General features: G+C 40.8%; 16 protein-coding genes and 4 pseudogenes. 10 read left to right on the forward strand and 10 right to left on the reverse strand.

Annotated features, from left to right (window positions below):
• The gene (locus ANSO36C_RS04525) at positions 1 to 420 is read right to left on the reverse strand and encodes a hypothetical protein (protein ID WP_251958573.1); all 420 of its coding nucleotides are present in this window, start codon (positions 418 to 420) and stop codon (positions 1 to 3) included.
• Positions 421 to 466: 46 nt separating this feature from the next.
• Positions 467 to 1,042 carry a bifunctional adenosylcobinamide kinase/adenosylcobinamide-phosphate guanylyltransferase gene (gene cobU / locus ANSO36C_RS04530; protein WP_251958574.1) on the reverse strand — a complete coding sequence of 192 codons (576 nt, stop codon included), beginning with the start codon at positions 1,040 to 1,042 and terminating at the stop codon, positions 467 to 469.
• 215 nt (positions 1,043 to 1,257) lie between these two features.
• Between cobU and ANSO36C_RS04535 the strand changes: the two genes are divergently transcribed.
• The 5 genes and pseudogenes from ANSO36C_RS04535 to ANSO36C_RS04555 all read left to right on the forward strand — a co-directional run bounded on the left by ANSO36C_RS04535 (position 1,258) and on the right by ANSO36C_RS04555 (position 5,424).
• The gene (locus tag ANSO36C_RS04535) at positions 1,258 to 2,085 is read left to right on the forward strand and encodes a hypothetical protein (RefSeq protein ID WP_251958575.1); all 828 of its coding nucleotides are present in this window, start codon (positions 1,258 to 1,260) and stop codon (positions 2,083 to 2,085) included.
• A gap of 184 nt (positions 2,086 to 2,269) precedes the next feature.
• A complete protein-coding gene (locus tag ANSO36C_RS04540) occupies positions 2,270 to 3,202 on the forward strand; it encodes a glycosyltransferase family 2 protein (RefSeq protein WP_251958576.1) in 933 nt (310 codons plus the stop codon).
• Positions 3,203 to 3,225: 23 nt separating this feature from the next.
• Entirely contained in the window at positions 3,226 to 4,182 is a 957-nt protein-coding gene (locus ANSO36C_RS04545) for a glycosyltransferase family 2 protein (protein WP_251958577.1), read from the forward strand.
• A gap of 10 nt (positions 4,183 to 4,192) precedes the next feature.
• Positions 4,193 to 4,773 (forward strand): annotated as a pseudogene (hpsU, locus tag ANSO36C_RS04550) (hormogonium polysaccharide biosynthesis acetyltransferase HpsU).
• Positions 4,774 to 4,934: 161 nt separating this feature from the next.
• A pseudogene (locus tag ANSO36C_RS04555) lies at positions 4,935 to 5,424 on the forward strand (hypothetical protein).
• Positions 5,425 to 5,460: 36 nt separating this feature from the next.
• Here the strand turns inward: ANSO36C_RS04555 and ANSO36C_RS04560 are convergent.
• The 3 genes from ANSO36C_RS04560 to ANSO36C_RS04570 form a co-directional block, all read right to left on the reverse strand.
• On the reverse strand, positions 5,461 to 5,859 hold the full coding sequence (locus ANSO36C_RS04560) for a nuclear transport factor 2 family protein (RefSeq protein ID WP_251958578.1): 399 nt from the start codon (positions 5,857 to 5,859) through the stop codon (positions 5,461 to 5,463).
• A 38-nt stretch (positions 5,860 to 5,897) separates the two neighbouring features.
• Positions 5,898 to 6,905: a zinc-binding dehydrogenase gene (locus ANSO36C_RS04565; RefSeq protein ID WP_251958579.1), complete on the reverse strand. Its 1,008-nt coding sequence runs from the start codon at positions 6,903 to 6,905 to the stop codon at positions 5,898 to 5,900.
• Positions 6,906 to 6,995: 90 nt separating this feature from the next.
• Positions 6,996 to 7,790, reverse strand: a complete 795-nt coding sequence (locus ANSO36C_RS04570; protein WP_251958580.1) for an aspartyl/asparaginyl beta-hydroxylase domain-containing protein — start codon at positions 7,788 to 7,790, stop codon at positions 6,996 to 6,998.
• A 117-nt stretch (positions 7,791 to 7,907) separates the two neighbouring features.
• Between ANSO36C_RS04570 and ANSO36C_RS04575 the strand changes: the two genes are divergently transcribed.
• On the forward strand, positions 7,908 to 9,377 hold the full coding sequence (locus ANSO36C_RS04575; protein ID WP_251958581.1) for a dihydroorotase: 1,470 nt from the start codon (positions 7,908 to 7,910) through the stop codon (positions 9,375 to 9,377).
• A 34-nt stretch (positions 9,378 to 9,411) separates the two neighbouring features.
• Here ANSO36C_RS04575 and ANSO36C_RS04580 read toward each other — a convergent pair.
• The 4 genes and pseudogenes from ANSO36C_RS04580 to ANSO36C_RS04595 form a co-directional block, all read right to left on the reverse strand.
• Positions 9,412 to 10,323 (reverse strand): annotated as a pseudogene (locus ANSO36C_RS04580) (DUF4437 domain-containing protein).
• 83 nt (positions 10,324 to 10,406) lie between these two features.
• Entirely contained in the window at positions 10,407 to 10,706 is a 300-nt protein-coding gene (locus tag ANSO36C_RS04585) for a protealysin inhibitor emfourin (protein ID WP_251958582.1), read from the reverse strand.
• Positions 10,707 to 10,851: 145 nt separating this feature from the next.
• A pseudogene (locus tag ANSO36C_RS04590) lies at positions 10,852 to 11,930 on the reverse strand (M4 family metallopeptidase).
• Positions 11,931 to 12,341: 411 nt separating this feature from the next.
• Complete coding sequence (locus ANSO36C_RS04595; protein WP_251958583.1) at positions 12,342 to 13,058, reverse strand: class I SAM-dependent methyltransferase; 717 nt, start codon at positions 13,056 to 13,058, stop codon at positions 12,342 to 12,344.
• 944 nt (positions 13,059 to 14,002) lie between these two features.
• Here ANSO36C_RS04595 and ANSO36C_RS04600 point away from each other — a divergent pair.
• The 3 genes from ANSO36C_RS04600 (at position 14,003) to ANSO36C_RS04610 (ending at position 17,566) form a co-directional block, all read left to right on the forward strand.
• Positions 14,003 to 15,235 carry a sedoheptulose 7-phosphate cyclase gene (locus ANSO36C_RS04600; RefSeq protein WP_251958584.1) on the forward strand — a complete coding sequence of 411 codons (1,233 nt, stop codon included), beginning with the start codon at positions 14,003 to 14,005 and terminating at the stop codon, positions 15,233 to 15,235.
• 4 nt (positions 15,236 to 15,239) lie between these two features.
• On the forward strand, positions 15,240 to 16,073 hold the full coding sequence (locus ANSO36C_RS04605; protein WP_251958585.1) for an O-methyltransferase: 834 nt from the start codon (positions 15,240 to 15,242) through the stop codon (positions 16,071 to 16,073).
• A 104-nt stretch (positions 16,074 to 16,177) separates the two neighbouring features.
• Positions 16,178 to 17,566: an ATP-grasp domain-containing protein gene (locus ANSO36C_RS04610; RefSeq protein WP_251958586.1), complete on the forward strand. Its 1,389-nt coding sequence runs from the start codon at positions 16,178 to 16,180 to the stop codon at positions 17,564 to 17,566.
• 184 nt (positions 17,567 to 17,750) lie between these two features.
• On the opposite strand, the gene ANSO36C_RS04615 is transcribed toward ANSO36C_RS04610, so the two are convergent.
• Positions 17,751 to 18,797, reverse strand: a complete 1,047-nt coding sequence (locus ANSO36C_RS04615) for a D-alanine--D-alanine ligase family protein (protein WP_251958587.1) — start codon at positions 18,795 to 18,797, stop codon at positions 17,751 to 17,753.
• A gap of 1,241 nt (positions 18,798 to 20,038) precedes the next feature.
• Here ANSO36C_RS04615 and ANSO36C_RS04620 point away from each other — a divergent pair.
• The gene (locus tag ANSO36C_RS04620) at positions 20,039 to 20,560 is read left to right on the forward strand and encodes a phycocyanin subunit beta (protein WP_251958588.1); all 522 of its coding nucleotides are present in this window, start codon (positions 20,039 to 20,041) and stop codon (positions 20,558 to 20,560) included.
• Positions 20,561 to 20,585 lie beyond the last annotated feature (25 nt).

Below are 20,585 nucleotides of genomic sequence, written 5' to 3' on the forward strand. Positions count from 1 at the left end.
TTATGTAATATTATTTAAAAGCCGATCGCGAATTGCTTTGAGTTGTTCTTGAGTCTTAATTGGCTCTCGCGGTGCTGGCAATTCGCTATTAGGCCAGTTAGGTAAATCATTGCAGGGACATAATAACGCCGGCATCCCAACGTTCCGTGCGGCTACTGGCATACTACATCGGCTACAAGGTAGCATATCCCATGCTGGTGTCAACAGTTCAGCAATGGTTTCGGATGTACCCTCCAGGTAACAATCACCCGATTCAGGTGAGATAATTTTCTGCCAGCACTCTTCAAATTCTTCACTATAGCGATCGCCATTTAACACCTCTTGGGGCAAAATGCTTGCCTTACCGTTGCTCGTAATCACTTTTTTACCCAACTGAAACCAGTAGGCAAGATATGCTCTAACTTCTTGTTTGGTTGCCATAATAAAATTTTAGATTTGAGATTTGAGATTAATTTGCATCAATAGTTTAAGAATCTTGACTCCTAAATGTTCCAGCATCCCTTGTATTTGGCAATGGCGAACCAAGGATGCTGAGATTGAGGACATGACCACCAGTCACTAAATAAACAGTTTCGCTGAGTGTACTTAGCTGGCGCACTAAAGAACCGAGGCGATCGCGGAACGTCCTCCCAAGAGGATAAGCTGGTACTACACCCCAACCGACCTCTTCTGCGACAAATAATATATCAGCAGCAACCAGATCCACCGTCTCTAAAAACTCCGCAACAATATTTTCCCAGGTAAATTCGTCCTGTTCTAGGAAATTAGCAACCCAAGTTCCTAAAGAATCTACTAAAAGGCAGGTGTAGGGTTTGGCATCGGCGAGGGTAGCAGACAGTTCCATAGGTACAGATAAAGTTACCCAGTCTTGGGGACGACGTTGTTGATGTTCGAGAATGCGTTGATGCCACTCTTGATCATCTGGATTATCAGTGGCTGTTGCTACGTAAACAACTGCTTTTCCTGACTGTATGGCTAGAGTTTCTGCCCATTCACTTTTACCAGATCGTGCTGGCCCTGTTACTAAGATGATTTTACCCAAAGTTGTTTCCTGAATATTTTAACAATATGCCTACAATTGCAATTTATCACCGCATTTTTTACTTAATCAGTGATACTTTTGGTTTCAAATAACTTTATAAAGGATAAAATTAGCACCAGCATCATTAATGCACAACTGACAACAGCCGAAAATCCCAACAACCCCATTCTTAATTATTCAATACCACTGGGGATAGCAAATTTTAGGATATTTTTATGAACGCAGGCTTAAAACGCATTGAAGCAACTCTACACGATTTAGGAAATCGCGGTACTGCCTCGGCCTCTGAAACAGTTGATTCGACCACAAAACGGCCTTTCTCTTTTAGAATCAGCGTCGGAGCCAACGAACCCACAGAAAGTACACAAACTCCATCTTCTCAGAATGAGGAAGTAAAGTCACAAGGACAAACAGTTGACTTGGGTGTAGACACAGAGAATGATTATTCTTCTGAACAAAATTTCTTTCCTCACCATGACTCTGTACAGACCTTTCAAACAGAAGAGAGTGGTAGCAAAATACCCAGCCTACCTAAGTTGAAAACTCCCAGCTTTAGCAACCATCGCCACGGTGCTAATCCAGCATTAGCGATGAACATATTGCAAGAAATTCAGGAAACTGTCGCCGATTGGCAAACAGAATTACAAAGTATTTTGAAGCAAATTCAAGATATTTACTTAGAAGGGCCAATAGTCAATGGCTGGTTAGAATCAAATCCCCAGGAACCAGAACCGGGGGGAACCGCAACACTACGCCATGCAGAAGTTGACCGCCTGATGAACTACGTAGAAGAAATTTGCGCCACTGGTGGAAAAGTATCTTATCAATCATCTATTACTGGCTACCGCCTCTGTGGTGTGGACGATGCTGGTAAAGTCTGGTCGCGCCCATGTCCACCGGATCAGGTTCCCAATGTTAGCATGGCGATCGCTCGTTACCAAAAGTTACGTCAACTGTTAGGGCGCAAGCAATCCTTGGAAACCCGCCTTAGTCAACTAGCCCAAACCCTTGTAGTTTTACATAGCCATATTCAACAAACGTGAAGTTTTAAAGATTATTTCCGAATAAACTCGGTTGGTAGGTCAGTAACTTTTGGTTTAGATTAACTCTCAGCAAACTTGTGCGTTGGATTTAAGATTTTAATCTAAAATCGTTCGACTGAGCGACTTGCCTTGAGCGTAGTCGAAAGGAGCCGAAGTACCAAATCTCAAATCCAAAATTAAATCTATGCCAGATACCAAAATCTCTGCCATTATCTGTACTCACAATCGAGATAACTATTTAGGGGCTGCAATTGATAGTCTTTTAGGGCAGGATTTTGCTGCTGACTTTGAAATTATCGTAGTTGATAACGGATCTAGCGATCGCACTCGTGAGGTTGTAGAACAAAGGGCCCACAATCCCCACCTGAAGTATGTCTTTGAACCCACCATTGGTTTATCTGTAGCCCGCAACACGGGCGCAAAAGTAGCCAGTGGTGACATTCTTGCTTATCTAGATGACGATGCCGTTGCTAGCAAGGGCTGGCTACAAGTTTTATATTTTGCCTATTACAATAATTCTAAACTAGCGATCGCAGGAGGCAAAGTCACTCTCATCTGGCCCCCAGGAATCCAACAACCACGGTGGCTATCTCCAGGGCTAGCTGCAAATCTAGGTGCATACGACTTGGGTGACAGTACTATCTACATCGAAGAACCTGGCTCAACACCCAGAGGCTTAAATTACTCGATCCACCGCAGTTTTTTAGAAAAAATTGGCGGTTTTGATCCCCATCTTGGTCGAGTCGGGAAAAATTTGCTATCAAACGAAGAACTGCAAATGACCGAATTTGCTTTAAAGCTTGGTTGGCAAGTTGCTTATCTTCCCGAAGCACTAGTAGCTCACAATGTAGCTCCAGAGCGCCTCCAACGCTCCTGGTTTTTAAACCGAGGCTGGTGGCAAGGTATCAGTGAATGCTATCGAGAACAACTCGCTGGTAAAGCTGGGATCGGTCAATTGCAGGGAGGTAGTGAACGATTTGTGCGCGGCTTGTATAAAGCATTAAAACATTTCTCTGACCCAGCAGAACGGTTTGATAAACTTGTGTACGCTTACGGTCAGATTGGTTACTTAAATGCTGCTATTCAAGGTCTTTTATCTACATCAAATAAGAAATAACCAATAACATATTTTATAGTTATATGTCATCTAAAATACCAGTTTCTGTATTAATTCCGGCAAAAAACGAACAAGCAAACTTGCCTGCTTGCCTTGCTAGCCTCAGCAGAGCAGATGAGATATTTGTAGTAGATTCTCAAAGTAGCGACAACAGTGTTGAAATTGCTAAAAGTCACGGTGTAAATGTCGTGCAATTCAACTTCAATGGACGCTGGCCCAAAAAGAAAAATTGGTCTTTAGATAATCTACCTTTTCGTAACGAATGGGTGTTAATTGTAGATTGCGATGAGCGCATTCCCCCCGAACTTTGGGAAGAGATTGACCAAGCAATTCAAAATAATGAATATACGGGTTATTATCTCAACCGCCGCGTCTTTTTCTTAGGGAAATGGATTCGCTATGGTGGCAAATATCCCGATTGGAATCTACGTTTATTTCAACATAAAAAAGGTCGTTACGAAAATCTAAATACAGAAGAAATTGCCAATACTGGTGATAACGAAGTTCACGAACACGTTATTTTGCAGGGGAAAGTTGGGTATCTCAAAAATGATATGCTCCATGAAGACTTCCGCGACCTTTACCACTGGTTAGAACGGCATAACCGATATTCCAACTGGGAAGCTAGTGTTTATTTTAATATTCTCACAGGTAAAGATGATAGCGGTACCATCGGCGCAAATCTATTTGGTGATGCCGTGCAACGCAAGCGCTTTCTAAAAAAAGTGTGGGTACACTTACCATTTAAACCCATTTTGCGGTTTGTCTTATTTTATATTATTCAACGCGGTTTCTTGGATGGCAAAGCCGGATATATCTATGCACGCTTGCTGAGTCAATATGAATATCAAATTGGCGTTAAACTTTACGAATTACGCAACTGTGGTGGCCACTTAAATACTGCAACTCTCCCAAAGGAAGGAGCAGAGGAGCAGGAGAGCAGGGAAACAGAGGGAAAGCTATTGACCATTGACTCATGACAAATGACAAATGACAAATGACAAACCTTTCGTAGATTTACGCAAATATGACCAATCTTGGTTTGATCGGGGTCGCCCAGGTTGGTATGTTTTATTTTGGTGGTTTGTACAAGCGATCGCATTCCCCTCACTCCTCAACCATTAAATATTTTGCGTTGTGCTTTGCTACGATTATTTGGCGCTCGTATCGGCAAAGGCGTATTAATTCGACCCACCGCTCGCTTTACCTACCCTTGGAAAGTCACCATTGGCAACTACAGTTGGATTGGAGATAACGTAGTTTTATACAGCCTCGATCAAATCAGCATCGGTGAACACTGCGTAATTTCTCAAAAAAGCTACCTGTGTACTGGTAGTCATGATCTCCAAGATCCTGCCTTTGGCTTGAAAACAGCAGGGATCACGATTGACAATGGTGCATGGGTAGCAGCAGATTGTTTTGTTGGCCCGGGAGTGCAAATCGGGGCTAATGCTGTGATTGGCGCTCGTAGTAGTGTTTTTACTAATATGCCCTCTGGGCAGGTTTGTTGGGGAAGTCCCTGTCGTCCCAAGACGATTAGGATAAAAGCTGATCCACCCACAAACCTCTAGTTTTACAGACAATGTTAATAAATTTACAGATGGTAATTAATACAAGGTAGAGTTTGTCATTAGTCATTTGTCATTTGTCATTAGTGAATGCCCAATGGCCAAGCAAAATGGTAAGCAGCAGTGGTAATATATTTTTACGGCTGCTCTAATCCTTGCTATTGATGAACAAACTATTGGATGAAACGCTGTCAATCAAAATTGCTGAAAGTATAAACAGCAGAGCTAGCACCCCGTTTGATAATGCTTACAAAGCAGCATTAGCCACCGAGGGAGCAAAATATATTCAGGGATTTTTAGCTTTTGCTGGGAAACCATACAGTCCGATTGAACACAGTTGGATTGAGCTAGACGATACCTCAGACAACGGCCCCTTTGTACGCATTATCGATCCCACATTACCGCACCTGAACAAAAATCCCCAAGAACTCTGGTATTTTGCGGCACAAAGACTAACCGTTAAAAAACTGAAAGCCATTATTGAAGAATCGAAAGAAGATTATCCAGAAGATGATCCATTACCAATCTATGGTGATCCACCTTACGAATATTACGGTGATGTAATGTTAGGTGGTCAAGGACTATTTAGCAGCATATCAAGCCGCAGAAGCTAAATGCAAAGAAATTAACGAATTCAACCCTGAGAGAAACTAAATAATTCGTAATTCGTAATTCGTAATTACGAATTATTTAATAGGATTTACCATCGCTGCCGAAGTATTCTCTGTAGCCACAAATTTTGTCTCCACGCACATCAAAAGAAACTGCTACTCGATTTTTGTAAGGCTGTCCGAATAAAGTCCCCTCGTCCCGAAACTCAAAGACAGCAGTTGTTTCATTACTAGTAACACGGTCTAAAGCAGTCAGCTTCAACCCAGGAGTAAAGGATTCAAAAACATACTCAAAAAACTCTCTAGTTCGCTCTTTTCCTACATTTAAACCGTGGAATTTACCCATTGGAAACCAAAGGGTAAAATCTTCTGTGAGCATATCTAATAATGGTTCCCACTCTCCTGTTGCCATACCATGCGTCAGATTCTCAAATGCCTGACGAGCAACTTTTAAAGTATTTTCTGAATCTTGTGTCATTCTCACCCCTGACTGGATATAAACTAGTACCGTGTTACTTAAAACCTGACAACTACTTTGCCACAATTCTGACCACTGAGGAGATAGTCTACAGCGCTGGGTATAGATTCTATGCCTTGAAATTGTTTTGGGTCAACGGCAACTTTGAGTTTGTCTGTGTAGAAGAGGTTTAAAAGGCGATCGCCTGCCTCTGCGATATATTCTTTATAATGAACCATGAGAAAGCATCTCACAGAAGCTGCCTTCCAAAATAGCTGGTGATAAAGGCGTGGTTGTGTAATTTGTTCTATAGTTTTTGCGTATTCGGAAATAAAACCAACCACCACTAAGCGTCCCCGCACCGCCAAGTTTTCAACGCAGGTATCAAATACAGTTTTACCTACACAATCGAAGATTAAATTAATCCCATCGGGGTATTCTTGTTTGAGGACTTGATTGAGATTTTCTGTATGATAGTTGATAATGCGATCGCACCCTAATTCTCTCAGTAAATCTGCCTTCGCCTCCGAACTGCAAGTACCAATGACATGATTACCAGCTAGCTTTGCCAATTGCACCGCAATATGACCAGTTCCCCCTGCTGCTGCTGTCACTAAAACCACTTCATTGCTTCTCATCTCTCCCACTTGTTCTAATGCCACCAAAGCTGATACACCTGTAGGCATTAGTGTTAGCAACTCTGGTGTTGCTTCGCGCACCTTCACCGCTAAGTTTGCATCAATAACCTGATATTCCCGATAGCTGCCGCCACGTTCCGTAGTTACAACAGCATCACCTATTTGAAAATCTTTAACATTTTCACCCATAGCAACAACTTTCCCCACAGCTTCCACACCTAAATCGAAGGGAGGAATTAAGTTAATATATGGAACCTCGCCACGACAAAGTAAGGTGTCAAAGCCACCGTTAACGCCAGCAAATTTGTTTTTAATTAAAAGTTCATTAACAGCAGGTTGGGAAATAGGAATTTCAACAATTTCAACGGCAGATTTAAAATCTTGATTAAGTTGATTTGCTATTAATTTTTTGTAAGTTTTTGCGTTCATTTCTAAATTTTATTTAATCAATATAAATTTCGGGTGCGTTAACTGAAAACATAACGCACCATCAAGAATTTCAGGTGCATTACACTAAACTTATAAAGCTTTATCCCACTCTAACTGATGAGCTAAATCATACTTGATAAAATCTTCTACTGTAGCTTTATCGCTTTTACCAAAAACGCCTAAGCTGTAAGGATTATCTTGCATCCGTTGTGTAACTTGCTCTTTCTCAAATCTGATAATTTCCTCTCTAGATTTATCCGGTTTAAAAAAGTCTACAACCAATACAGTTCTGTCATAATTAGTGTAGTTATGGGGACAGTGTGGATAGCTGTGATCTAAAACCAGAAATTTTCCTTCATGCCAATAAAGCTGCTCATGACATATTTTCATAGCCACATCCCCCTCTGGGACAATCAATCCTAGATAGCCACGATTTGTATGAGGATTATAGTTTACATGTAACTTGATGTCCAAGCCAGGATGGAATGTACCAAAATACACATTTCTGATGATATCATCATCGTTAAAGTTGACTTTTTTTATGGCTTTCGCCAAATTTGGGAAATATTTCTCTCTTAATGTGAGTGCCTTTTGTGATGCTTCATCCGCCCCATAATCAGGATATTGTATTTGATGCACCTGAATGTATTTTTCAATAAAAATACCTTGAAATAAAATCCCAAAAGCACTGTATTTTGAATTACCCTTGGTTTTAATAGTTTTACTTTTAGGTCCAAAAATATTATAGGTTAACTTTAACTCTTCATCAGATGCCTCCTTCATAAAGCGGGTAAACTCATCTCTAATCACTTCCCAGTTATCTACAAAAGTTTTGAGAAAAGTAAATTGCTTTGGGTCTAGATGATACTCATTAAAACTTTCCATTGTCTTTTCTCCTGAAGGTAATTTGATAAAAAAACGTTATATAATAATGGAATTTGGTTTTTGCCTCGATTCAATGTTTGAATTCCTAACTAAACTCATTTTAGTGTGAGGTCTACTGTGTCTGAAACTCCCCTATTAGATAAAATTATCAAAAATGTGCGAGTAGTTCGTCCTCATCAGGATGTAATCGAACTACTTGATTTAGGAATTCAAGATGGAAAATTTGCTCAGATTGCCCCTAATATTAGCCCAGACACAGGCAGAGAGGTCTTTGATGGCAAAAACTTGCTGGGTTTTCCTGGAGTGGTGGATGCCCACATGCACATCGGTATCTATCAATCCCTTGACAAAGATGCTGTTACTGAAACTAAAGCAGCCGCAATGGGAGGTGTGACTACCAGCCTGAATTACATTCGTACAGGGCAGTATTATCTCAATAAAGGTGGTTCTTACCAAGATTTTTTTCCAGAGGTTTTGGCCTTATCCGCAGGTAATTTTTTTGTGGATTACAGCTATCACATCGCACCTATAGCTAGCCAACATATCGACGAAATGCCTCTATTGTTTGAAGAACATGGCGTATCTTCGTTTAAAATCTTCATGTTTTATGGCGGCTATGGCTTGCATGGTTTATCAGACCAGCAAAACCTCTTTTTGATGATTAATAAAGAGGAACGGTATGACTTCGCCCATTTTGAATTTATTATGCGCGGTTTAACTCGCTTGATGGAAAAACATCCAGAAGCGCGAGATACTATCAGCTTGAGTTTACACTGTGAAGTTGCAGAAATTCTCAACGCCTACACCAAAATAGTTGAAAACGATTCTAGTCTTAGTGGATTACACGCTTATAGTGCAGCGCGTCCGCCTCATTCTGAAGGTTTAGCAATTTGCATTGCTTCTTATTTGGCATCCGAGACTAACTGTGCAAATATCAATTTGTTACACCTGAGTTCGCGTAAAGCAATGGAAGCAGCTTTGACTATGCAAACTGCTTTTCCTCATATCAATTTTCGGCGAGAAGTTACTGTTGGACATTTGTTATTAGATGTCGATACTCCTAATACAATTTGGGCAAAAGTTAACCCTCCTATTCGTCCTCGCGCTGATGTGGAATACTTGTGGCAAGCAGTGCTAAATAATCAAGTAGATTGGATAGTGAGTGACCATGCTTGCTGTTCTGCTGAACAAAAAAGAAGTGCTAAAAACCCGAATAATATTTGGTTAGCAAAGTCTGGTTTTGGTGGTACAGAATATTTACTTTCTGGTGTATTTAGTGAAGGTAGTAAGCGGGGAATGTCTTACAACCAGATGGCTAAGTTGCTATCTTGGAACCCATCGCGGCGCTTTGGTTTGTTAGAAAAAGGTGATATTGCTATTGGTTATGATGCTGATTTGGTGTTGCTAGACCCCAATGAAACCTTTGTGGTACGTGCTGCTGAATCGGAGTCACAACAAGGTTATACCCCTTTTGAAGGAATGGAGTTAACTGGGCGCGTGAAAAGCACTTTTTTACGCGGAAATCTTATCTACAACAATGGACAAGTTTTGGGTTCACCCACTGGACGTTATTTAAAAAGAAATTAGATTATTCATGCACAAACCTTTTTCCATAAAAAACCTATAGGTTTCCATGTGGATATGACAAAACTGTTGCAACTTGTGATAAATCCCTATCAACTCGAATAAAGAATAAACCGCCATCATCTGTTCTGTGCCAAGGACTGGTGATAAAACTAGGGCCATAAGCAAAATAATCTTTTACAAATCGGTGGTCTCCAATATCACAGTATCCAGCTAAGCAATAGCCTTCCTCGTTATAACATTGAATCATTTGGGACTTGCCATCATAATGTGGCAAGATAGCAAGGAGCCAGGCTCCACCCCCGTTACTATCCTTTCTTAGCCACTTCTTATTTGCTTGTATAATTGAACTGTATCTGCATTGCCCCACGGTAGCAATTTGCTATCCAATGCTGGAATAAATTCATTTAAACTAGCATCTGGATGATCATTTAGTGCATTTTTATATTTAAGAAAACTGTTTTCCATCCAAAGAATTTCAACTTCTTCATTGCCTAGCACTTTCCAAGGGCCTACTTTCACTCCTGCGGGAATAAAGGAGTAGCCATGCTTGTTTAATTGCCACTCACCTAGTTGAATCGCACCTCTTGAGTATAAAAATCTCTAAATCGGCAGTAAAGAAGCCAGAAGGCGCTTCAAACTGAGGCGGTAAAACTACTTTTGAAGTGGATGCACCGTTGTCATGCCAGGTTAGCGATCGCTTACTTCCAAATGCTACATTATCTGGCATTCCGCTCACTCGCCAACCGTGTTCTTTTGGTAGGGCATTTGTATCAAAAAATTGGTATTGACGAGGTACATACTCTTTGGAGATTGCTGTACGCCTTCCTGATAGGTTCATGCGCCCTCTACCGTCTCCACCCCAATCCTCTTTTACAGATGGTAGGTGCAAAAAATTATCAGCTTGGTTTTCTTCTGTGGAATTAAAATTTACATTCTCTTCGCCCACGACTTTGCATTCTCCTGGGATATTTAATTTTAGATGGCGTTGACTGGATTTTTATCTAAAAATTTAATTGCTAGTTCAGTAAATTACCTTTTTTGTGCTATCGTTTGCAGCCATTCAATCAGGGGTCTTAAAGTTCCTGGTAATGCTGCTTCACTGACAGTCACCGTATGCTGCTTGCCGTTATCTTCCACTGTTAATTTATACTGAAAGCGATCGCTCTCTTGATTTGGCGAGGTAATTAGTTCAGGTAGCCTAAATAAATCAGCAACTTCCACCAATCGGGGAAGTGTTGCAGCTTCATGTGGCGGGAGAGTTTCTGTATCAACGGTTGTCTTCTTGCTGATTCCGGCAAAACCGCCGGTGCGTTCAAAGGTTATCCGCATTTTTTTGCTCTCCGTTGGGTTATTTAGTTGGGATAAATACTAAGACTGGGAGATGATAGTTTTCACCTCCCAGTTTTGCAATAACAAACAACACATCTAAAAAAGTTAGGAGTGAGGAGTTTTTTTTTACTTCTAACTCTTTGTTCTAATTAACTCCTACCTTTTGCCAAGCATTCTGCACAGCTTTTTGCTCACTACTATCATTACCGTAGAGTTCGCCAGCAATTTTAATGGTGATATTGGCAGCTTTTTTAAAATCTGCTTTGGCATTTAAGCGATCGCGTAAAGCTATATACCAGATTTTACCAGCTTTTTCCCAAGCATACCCACCAATCTCAACAGCCGCTAGATAAAAAGCATGGTTAGGAATTCCTGAGTTGATATGAACCCCAGCATTATCTTCAACACCCATATATTTATCTTTTACATGGCCTGGTTGGGGATCTTTACCTAATACTGGATCATGATAAGCTGTTCCTGGTGCTTTCATTGAGCGGAGAGCAACACCTTTAACGGTCGGTACTAAAAGACCTTCGCCAATAAGCCAATCTGCCTCTTGTGCAGTCTGATTTTTGACCTTTTGTTTCACTAAAGAACCAAAAACATCAGAAAAGACTCATTCAGTGCGCCTGGTTCGCCATAATACTGCAAACCCGCTTCATACTGAGTTATACCATGAGCTAGTTCATGCCCAATCACATCAATTGACTTCGTGAAGCGTTGAAACATTTCTCCGTCGCCATCACCATAAACCATTTGGTCGCCGTTCCAAAAGGCGTTGTCATATTTAACACCATAATGCACGGTGGAGTCTAAACGTAGTCCTTTGTCGTCAACGGAATTGCGATCGAATATTTCATAAAATAAGTCATAAGTAGCACCAGCAGCATCGTAGGCTTCATTTACTGCTGGATCACTGCTTGGTGGATCTCCTTCACCACGCACTAGTGTACCAGGAAGTTGCTGACTATGTTTTGCATCATAGATGGTGCGGCGCTTTTCACCCGGAGAAGGTGCAAAGAAGACACTACCGACGACATTTCTCCGTCCGCGAAATTGTGCCGAAACATTTAATGTATGAAAAGCCCAACTACGCTGTTCGGGATTGCCATTTACAACGACATTTTCCAACATATGGGGCGGGATAATACAACAAATAGGGCATCTAGAGTTATGTGGATGCTCATACTTGAACCCGGCTGATTTCTTTTTATTGCGAGCCATCCAAGATATTCTCCTTTCAAAACTAAGTTATGGCAAACAGCTGTCTTAACTCCACTGGAGAAAGAAGCAGAAAAACGAATCAAAATTGCCTTTCTCTGGTTTGTTTGCTGATAAAAATTTTCTACTCTGTATTTTCGGATAAATTTGTCAGGTATGGATAGTACCCTCATGGGGTACTTCTGATACGGAAATATCGCATAAAAACGCAAATCAAGCTTAATTACCGCAAGTTTCAGCCAAAACCCTTGCGTAATTTACTAAGACCTCCTTTACAGACCTAATGCGATATTAGTTCTTCTCAAGAGAAATAATATTATTTATTGCTGTTTTGTTACTATCAAGCTATTAATGCCATGAATACCAATTGGAGACGGGCAAATCCTAAGCCCAAGCATCCAAAACCTCAAGTTTTCACAGCCAGCCACCAAACACTGCTAGACCATAATATTTCCACGGTACTGCAACTATTTTAAATCCAGCTTTGGTCAACATCTGTAAATGAGTATCCAAAGTAGCTAGCTGGTCTTGACTAGAGTAACCTTGGGTGCTACTAGCGCCAAGTTTCGCGCGAATCTCTGTTAAACTAATTCCCTGTTGAAGTGACCATTCTTCTCGTGCCACCTTGTAAGCTTCTTCTAAGGTTGGTGATTCTAGTAAAGTAGGGTCTGCATTCCAAAAATAGCCGCCTTGAGTGAGGCTGACAGCAATTCGCTCAAATAACTTCAATTTCATCTCATCTTGAAGATGGTGGATTGCCAAGGATGAGACACAGCCATCAAATTCGCTACCAATATCCAATTTCTCTGGATTATTTGCCCAATCGCCAAAGTCTGCTTGTATACCAACCCACCGTTTTTGATATCCAGCTGCTGTGATTTTATCTTGGGCAAATTGCAGCATTCGAGGTGAGTAATCTAAGGCAATTACTTGGGCATCGGGAAAACGATTAAGTATCTTGAGACTAAGTTCGCCTGTACCACAGCCTAATTCTAAAATACGCCGACTTGTCGAAGGTAGACAACGGGCAACTACATCCAACATCTCATCATATCTGGGTAACAGTTGACGAATACCAGTGTCAAAATCAGCAGTGTTGGCGAAGACTTCTCCAGGAAATAGCTGTTGCATGGTAATTGGAAGTAATAAATATACTAACTAATTTATATTAATCATCCATCATTACTGAGCTACGTACTCCATCGCTACAAAAAGCCTTTAGTATTCAAAAAATAAGACTTAAACTACACTTTGGGCAGAAGACATATATCATGTTTTATGTATCTAGTTAGGATATAGTCTACTATTTTTAAGCTGAAACCCTATTATTTAGGGCAAATGAGCCAACTTAACTCTTTTTTAAGATTTGTTAAGATAAAAATGATTACGAATTGAGTTAAGCTGATATGTGTAATTAGTAACTCTGATAAATTAAAGTTTTTTGGTTTTCAAAAGTTACTTACGTTAGTATATTTAATACTGAACAGAAAGTTAACAAAATCAAACTAGAAGTCCACTGTCATTCTGAATCAAACAGAGTGTAGCGATAAAAGGTTCAAAGCTAATGCTAAACAACAGCGAACTGAAGGTTAATGAGGGCTGTAACCTCAAATGGAAACCTGGAGATAAACTCTCTGTGCGATTTTCTCTATTAGAAAATTTGCGAAGTAGAACAGTGGTAAAACCACTATAATAGAGCTGATCCTAAAGTTAATCTGCATTTAGGTTAATTTTCTAAAAATCCATTTTGAGTTAATCTAGATTAAGGTTAACTTATCTAGATTTTGCCAACAATCCCAAAAAAGCGTAATCTTTATGATGATAAGCTTTTGCTGGGATTAACTTCATAGGCAACCTATAATAAAAGGTTTGCTGGAAGAATTTAACTAAATTGTGGTGTTATCTAGTAACATCGCATGGTAATAAAAATAAGCTTTTGTAGTGAAAGCTTGCTTTAGAATGCCTAAAATTTTAGGTGTCTAACGGCAGTATTTTGTTATTGCCATACATTTAGGTTAAATTGGAAATATTGCCCAAATTCTCACAAATTTTCACTTTTATCAAGGTCAACAATAATGAGTAATGTTCAAGCGTCCTTTGAAGCAACGGAAGCCGAATTTCGTGTGGAAGGTTACGAAAAAATTGAGTTTAGTCTTGTGTATGTGAACGGTGCATTTGATATCAATAACAGAGAAATTGCAGACAGCTATGCAAAATTAGGGCGCTGTTTGACGGTGATTGATGCCAATGTCAACAGGCTATATGGGAAACAGATCAAGGCATATTTTAAACACTATGATATTGATCTAACTGTAGTTCCCATTGCGATCGCAGAACCAGCGAAAACCCTGGCAACCTTTGAAAAAATTGTTGATGCTTTTTCTGATTTTGGCTTAATCCGCAAGGAACCAGTGTTGGTAGTCGGTGGTGGTTTAATCACTGATGTAGCTGGGTTTGCGTGCGCTGCTTACCGCCGCAAGAGTAACTATATTCGCGTTCCGACAACGCTGATTGGTTTAATTGATGCAGGTGTGGCGATTAAGGTTGCAGTCAACCATCGCAAGTTAAAAAATCGCTTAGGCGCATATCACGCTCCTTTAAAAGTTATCCTCGATTTCTCATTTTTGCAAACATTACCAACGGCTCAAGTTCGTAATGGCATGGCAGAATTAGTCAAAATTGCTGTTGTTGCTAACTCTGAAGTCTTTGAACTACTGGATGAATATGGCGAAGAATTGCTGCATACTCACTTTGGACATGTGAATGGCACAAGTGAACTGAAAGCGATCGCTCACAAACTCAATTACGAGGCAATTAAAACTATGCTGGAGTTGGAGACTCCCAACTTGCATGAGTTAGACCTTGATCGCGTCATCGCCTACGGTCATACTTGGAGTCCTACCTTAGAATTAGCTCCCCTCGTACCCCTATATCATGGTCATGCAGTCAATGTAGACATGGCTTTGTCTGCAACCATTGCCGCCAGACGTGGTTACATTACAACAGGAGAACGCGATCGCATTTTGAGCTTGATGAGTCGCCTCGGTTTATCAATGGATCACCCTCTACTAGATGGAGATTTACTGTGGTATGCAACCCAGTCTATTAGCTTGACACGAGACGGTAAACAACGCGCAGCCATGCCAAAACCCATTGGTGAGTGCGTTTTTGCCAACGATCTCACCCGTGAAGAATTAGATGCAGCCTTAGCTGAACACAAACGTTTGTGTGCTACATACCCGCGTGGCGGAGATGGGATTGACGCTTACATTGAGACTCAAGAAGAATCCCAACTATTGGGAGTGTGAAAACATGACCAGTATTTTAGGACGAGATACGGCTAGACCAATAACCCCACACAGCATCTTAGTTGCACAGTTACAAAAAACCCTGAGAATTGCAGAGGAAAGTAATACTCCTTTAGAGATATTGACATCTCTACGTCTTGGGTTGCAGTTAGCAGCAGGTTTAGATCCCTACTTGGATGATTGCACTACTCCCGAATCGGCAGCATTGACAGCACTAGCCCAGAAAACCAGCAAAGAAGACTGGAGTAAACGCTTTAGTGATGGTGAAACAGTGCGGCAACTAGAGCAGGAAATGCTCTCAGGACATCTTGAAGGACAAACATTGAAGATGTTTGTGCATATAACCAAAGCCAAGCGCATCTTAGAAGTGGGAATGTTCACAGGATATTCAGCCTTGGCAATGGCAGAAGCGTTACCACACGATGGACGACTCATTGCTTGTGAGGTAGACTCTTATGTGGCAGAATTTGCTCAAACTTGCTTTCAAGAGTCTCCCCACGGTGACAAGATTGTAGTAGAAGTAGCACCCGCACTAGAGACACTGCACAAGCTGGCGGTGGCAGAAGAAGCATTTAATCTGATCTTCATTGATGCCGATAAAAAGGAATATGTAGAGTACTTCCAAATTATCTTGGATAGGCAATTACTGGCTCCCGACGGATTAATCTGCGTAGATAATACGTTGTTGCAGGGACAAGTATACCTACCATCCGAACAGCGTACCGCCAATGGGGAAGCGATCGCACAATTCAACCGCATTGTTGCCGCAGATCCTCGCGTAGAGCAAGTTTTGTTACCCATACGAGATGGTATAACCCTGATTAGACGCTTGGTGTAACAGGCGCAAAAAATTCAAATAGTTCTCATTTGGATGCAATATCCGCTAGGGAAGCACAGCTGTGCTTCCCTAGCAAAGCCGCATTCAACGCAAAGGAAAGACTTATGGCTCAATCAATCTCCTTATCTCTCCCCGAATCCACAACGCCTTCAACAGGTGTGTGGATAAAAATAGTAGCCCTATTCAAGACTCTGGGTACTCTAGCATTATTGCTGATAGCTTTACCGCTCAATGCTTTCATCGTATTAGTATCCCTACTATGGGGTCTTTTGTTTACGAAAAAACCTGCCGTAGCAGCCCATCCCCAGAATATCTTGGTTAGCGGCGGTAAAATGACTAAGGCATTGCAACTTGCCCGCTCGTTCCATGCAGCCGGACACAGAGTTATTCTGGTTGAAGGTAACAAATATTGGTTATCTGGGCATAGATTCTCCAATGCTGTAAGTCGTTTTTATACAATTCCTGCACCACAAGATGACCCAGAAGGCTACACTCAGGCGCTAGTAGAAATTGTCAAACAAGAAAAGATTGACATTTATGTACCTGTATGCAGTCCTGTGGCTAGTTATTACGACTCTTTAGCAAAACCTGCACTATCAGAATACTGTGAAGTTTTCCACTTCGATGCAGATATAACCAAGATGCTGGATGATAAATTTGCCTTTACCGATCAGGCGCGATCGCTTGGTTTATCAGTCCCCAAATCTTTTAAAATCACCGATCCTGAACAAGTTATCAACTTTGATTTTAGCCAAGAAACACGCAAATATATACTTAAAAGTATTTCTTATGACTCAGTTCGCCGCTTAAATTTAACCAAACTTCCCTGTGACACTCCAGAAGAGACAGCAGCGTTTGTCAAGAGTTTACCCATCAGCCCAGAAAAACCTTGGATTATGCAAGAGTTTATTCCTGGGAAAGAATTATGTACTCATAGCACAGTCCGAGAGGGTGAATTAAGGTTGCATTGCTGCTCAAATTCTTCTGCGTTTCAGATTAATTATGAAAATGTCGAAAATCCTCAAATTCGGGAATGGGTACAACATTTCGTGAAAAGTTTGGGGCTGACTGGACAAGTGTCTCTTGACTTTATCCAAGCTGAAGATGGTACAGCTTATGCCATTGAATGTAATCCCCGCACCCATTCGGCGATTACAATGTTTTACAATCACCCAGGTGTTGCAGAAGCCTATTTTGGGAAAACTCCCCTAGCTGCCCCTCTAGAACCTCTTGCAGATAGCAAGCCCACTTACTGGATATATCACGAAATCTGGCGATTGACTGGGATTCGCTCTGGGAAACAATTGCAAACTTGGTTTGAGAGGTTAGTACGAGGTACAGATGCTATTTATCGTCTGGATGATCCGATACCATTTTTAACTTTGCATCATTGGCAAATTACTTTACTTTTGCTACAAAATCTGCAACAACTCAAAGGCTGGGTAAAAATTGACTTTAATATTGGCAAACTGGTGGAATTAGGCGGTGACTAATATTCAGATGTTTGATCAAGTTATATCTTATATCAAGTTCGGGTGATTACTTATCAGGACTTACGCACAAATTGCTAAAAAGCTTAATTTCTGGAACCGCCATCGCGCTTCGCGTCTCGCAGAGAAGACGCCAAGAGCGCCGAGAATTCGTAAACTGTGCGTAAGTCCCATAACAAATTCACTGTCAATTTTGTAACGCCTTTTTATTACTACCCAATGTTTCATTGATAGCGATTATTAATAAATCATTTAGAGGGATTCCGGCTGCTTTCGCCATAGACGAAATCACACTTTTGGGGGCAAAAGAACAATACAATCCGGCTTCTAAAAACCAAGGTTCTCCTTTTGGGTCGATTCGGAAGTCAAATAAACTGTAGTGGCGACAACCTAAAGCTGTATGACACTTCTTAGCCACTTGCTGAACCTTTTCGGTAATTGGATCGCTAGGGTCTACAATCCAAGACTTGATATTATCTTTAGCGGCAAAACGCAAGTCGCCATCGTCTGTTTGTTGAAGTTTATCAGCATGGTTGCGGATGGGTTTATTGTGGGGGTCTACCAGATACTCTTCCAGGGGTAAACCGATTAGCTCCCCGTCTTTGGCAATGATACCGCATCTGACTTCTCGTCCGAGTTCGATGAATTCTTCTACAATGACCTCCGAAGCATATTCAAATGCTTTCTTCAGAGCAGCGTCATATTCAGTAACATCTTTAACTAAAGTCACCCCTAAAGAGTTGTCCGAACTTACAGGTTTGATGACTGCTGGAGGTGTAATTGTCGGAACATCTCCTTGGCGGAGCAGTTCTCCACGAGGCACTTTCACCCCTGCGGCTTCGACGATTGCTTTGGCTCTAGCTTTGTGAGCTGCGATCGCCATGATATCTGAAGTATTGCCTATATAAGGGATCTTGAGCAGATCGAATAGGGCGCGGTACTGAGTCATTCCAGGAATACAAAACATTTGTGGCAACATGATGTCAATGTTTTGCACCGTTAGAAAGTGTATGGCATCAAACAGAGGAATCGGTTTGGCCAGAGCAATATCCTCTCGACTGAGGGAGTTAGGAAATCGCCATTGGCGATCAGGTGTAATGTATGCAATTTGAAAGTTATAAAGCGATCGATCTGCTGTTGCTGCCAAACAATCTTGGGCATAAAGCCGTGATAAATCACAGTAAAAATCATTGTGTGCAGACCCAACTAAATGAAGGATATTAATTAATGACATGATTCATCTTCCTGAGTAAGTTTTAATGGTTTTTCAATGCTGGAAAAAATATTATAGTTATTATATAGTTAATCTGGCTGCATCGATTAGTTATGTCAGTTTTTTTGTTAGTGCTTTGAAATGACAGTTAGTGGAAAAAGCTTGATAATTTATTACTAGTTTTAACTACTAAAATTAAATTAATAATTTTGGAGACAGATCCAGTAAACAGTCTTTATACCTGGGTTTTAGACCTAGATTATGTATTTAATAAACTTGAAATCATCTATATACTAGAGTTCTAATCTTATGAATCTCAATACTGTTCGGTTAAGGTAAGAGACGCGATGAATCTCCGTCTCTACAATAATAATCAATCTTTCGTAGAAACGGTCATTTATCGCATTTTTGTAAAGATAGCAAACAACCATTTTTCTGTCTTCATCCCGCCAAAAATTCATATTTTATGGTATGTAAAATTAGCTCATTTTTTGAGAAATAATCAATCTTATTTATGGTTTATAAGGGCAGGGATTTTATCATAATAAACAAGCTTTGACAACAATTGAAGACATGGCTAACCTTTACGTCCAAGCTATCCCAACATTCAAACCAGAAAACCCTTATTTAAGTTGGTATCTGGTCTTTTAGGGGAGTTGCAATACCGTTCTGATAAGCAGGGGAGGCAAGAATGTTCTTATCTCAATAATTCTTTTCTCCCTCTGCCTCAACAAAGAAATTTCTTAACCGAACACTATTGGGGAGAGTTTCGCTTACGGAGTAGCAGAACAATAAAGACAGTCGAGTACTCGAAACTAACTGTAGTACGCAAAAGTTAGTAACAAAAAGCACAAAGTTAGTGTTTACTTGTTCTACTATGTAGCTTTTTTTCGAATGGATAACTGTTTTCGGGGCGATGCGCTAACTTCTCATGAATTATAAAGAGGCAAATGTAAAGTTATGTAAATTAGATTAACAAACATAACAATAATTTGTAATAAATAATGATGCGGCAGCATTGTATAAAGATAACTTGAAGGCAAAAAACGACATCTTAATCAGGTTTTCCAGCCGTTCACAGAAGTTTGAAGTTTTTTAACAAAAGTTTTAATCTGAAAGCCTGGAGATTGTAAACTTATTCCGTGGATGTCTGTTTTGAACCTTTCGTAACTCGTCAGGCAGTGCGTGACATCAAAAAAAGCTGAACCATTCAGTTTTGAGTCCAATTATTCTTAACCAAGCAAATTAGGAGATTTAAGGCAATGGTTTTAGATGCATTTGCAAAAGTAATCACCCAAGCTGATGCCCGTGGTGAATATCTCAGCGCTGCTCAGTTAGACGCTCTAGCTGCTCTAGTCAAAGATGGCAACAAGCGTGCAGATACCGTAAACCGGATTACCAGCAACTCCTCAGCAATTGTTGCCAATGCAGCTCGCGCTCTGTTTGCAGAACAACCCCAGTTGATTGCTCCTGGTGGTAATGCTTACACCAACCGTAGAAATGCTGCTTGCTTGCGTGACATGGAAATCATCTTACGCTATGTTACCTATGCAATCTTTGCTGGTGATGCAAGTGTATTAGATGATCGTTGTTTGAACGGTCTGCGCGAAACCTACTTGGCTCTAGGAACTCCTGGTGCTTCTGTAGCAGTTGGTGTGCAAAAAATGAAGGACGCAGCTTTGGCTCTTGTTAACGACCCCAACGGTATCACCAGAGGCGATTGCAGCGCTATCTCATCTGAAGTTGCTAGCTACTTTGATCGTGCAGCAGCAGCAGTAAGCTAAACCCGCTCAAAACTATTTGCTGACT

Source organism: Nostoc cf. commune SO-36, assembly GCF_023734775.1.
GTDB classification, from domain to species: Bacteria; Cyanobacteriota; Cyanobacteriia; order Cyanobacteriales; family Nostocaceae; genus Nostoc; species Nostoc commune_A.

Excerpts from the sequence above, each read along its gene's own strand:
- ANSO36C_RS04585 (WP_251958582.1), bottom strand. The coding sequence starts at position 10,706 with ATGCGGATAACCTTTGAACGCACCGGCGGTTTTGCCGGAATCAGCAAG.
- ANSO36C_RS04605 (WP_251958585.1), top strand. The coding sequence starts at position 15,240 with ATGACCAGTATTTTAGGACGAGATACGGCTAGACCAATAACCCCACAC.
- ANSO36C_RS04535 (WP_251958575.1), top strand. The coding sequence starts at position 1,258 with ATGAACGCAGGCTTAAAACGCATTGAAGCAACTCTACACGATTTAGGA.
- ANSO36C_RS04540 (WP_251958576.1), top strand. The coding sequence starts at position 2,270 with ATGCCAGATACCAAAATCTCTGCCATTATCTGTACTCACAATCGAGAT.
- ANSO36C_RS04545 (WP_251958577.1), top strand. The coding sequence starts at position 3,226 with ATGTCATCTAAAATACCAGTTTCTGTATTAATTCCGGCAAAAAACGAA.
- ANSO36C_RS04565 (WP_251958579.1), bottom strand. The coding sequence starts at position 6,905 with ATGAACGCAAAAACTTACAAAAAATTAATAGCAAATCAACTTAATCAA.
- ANSO36C_RS04615 (WP_251958587.1), bottom strand. The coding sequence starts at position 18,797 with ATGTCATTAATTAATATCCTTCATTTAGTTGGGTCTGCACACAATGAT.
- ANSO36C_RS04600 (WP_251958584.1), top strand. The coding sequence starts at position 14,003 with ATGAGTAATGTTCAAGCGTCCTTTGAAGCAACGGAAGCCGAATTTCGT.
- ANSO36C_RS04570 (WP_251958580.1), bottom strand. The coding sequence starts at position 7,790 with ATGGAAAGTTTTAATGAGTATCATCTAGACCCAAAGCAATTTACTTTT.
- ANSO36C_RS04610 (WP_251958586.1), top strand. The coding sequence starts at position 16,178 with ATGGCTCAATCAATCTCCTTATCTCTCCCCGAATCCACAACGCCTTCA.
- ANSO36C_RS04620 (WP_251958588.1), top strand. The coding sequence starts at position 20,039 with ATGGTTTTAGATGCATTTGCAAAAGTAATCACCCAAGCTGATGCCCGT.
- ANSO36C_RS04525 (WP_251958573.1), bottom strand. The coding sequence starts at position 420 with ATGGCAACCAAACAAGAAGTTAGAGCATATCTTGCCTACTGGTTTCAG.
- ANSO36C_RS04595 (WP_251958583.1), bottom strand. The coding sequence starts at position 13,058 with ATGCAACAGCTATTTCCTGGAGAAGTCTTCGCCAACACTGCTGATTTT.
- ANSO36C_RS04560 (WP_251958578.1), bottom strand. The coding sequence starts at position 5,859 with ATGACACAAGATTCAGAAAATACTTTAAAAGTTGCTCGTCAGGCATTT.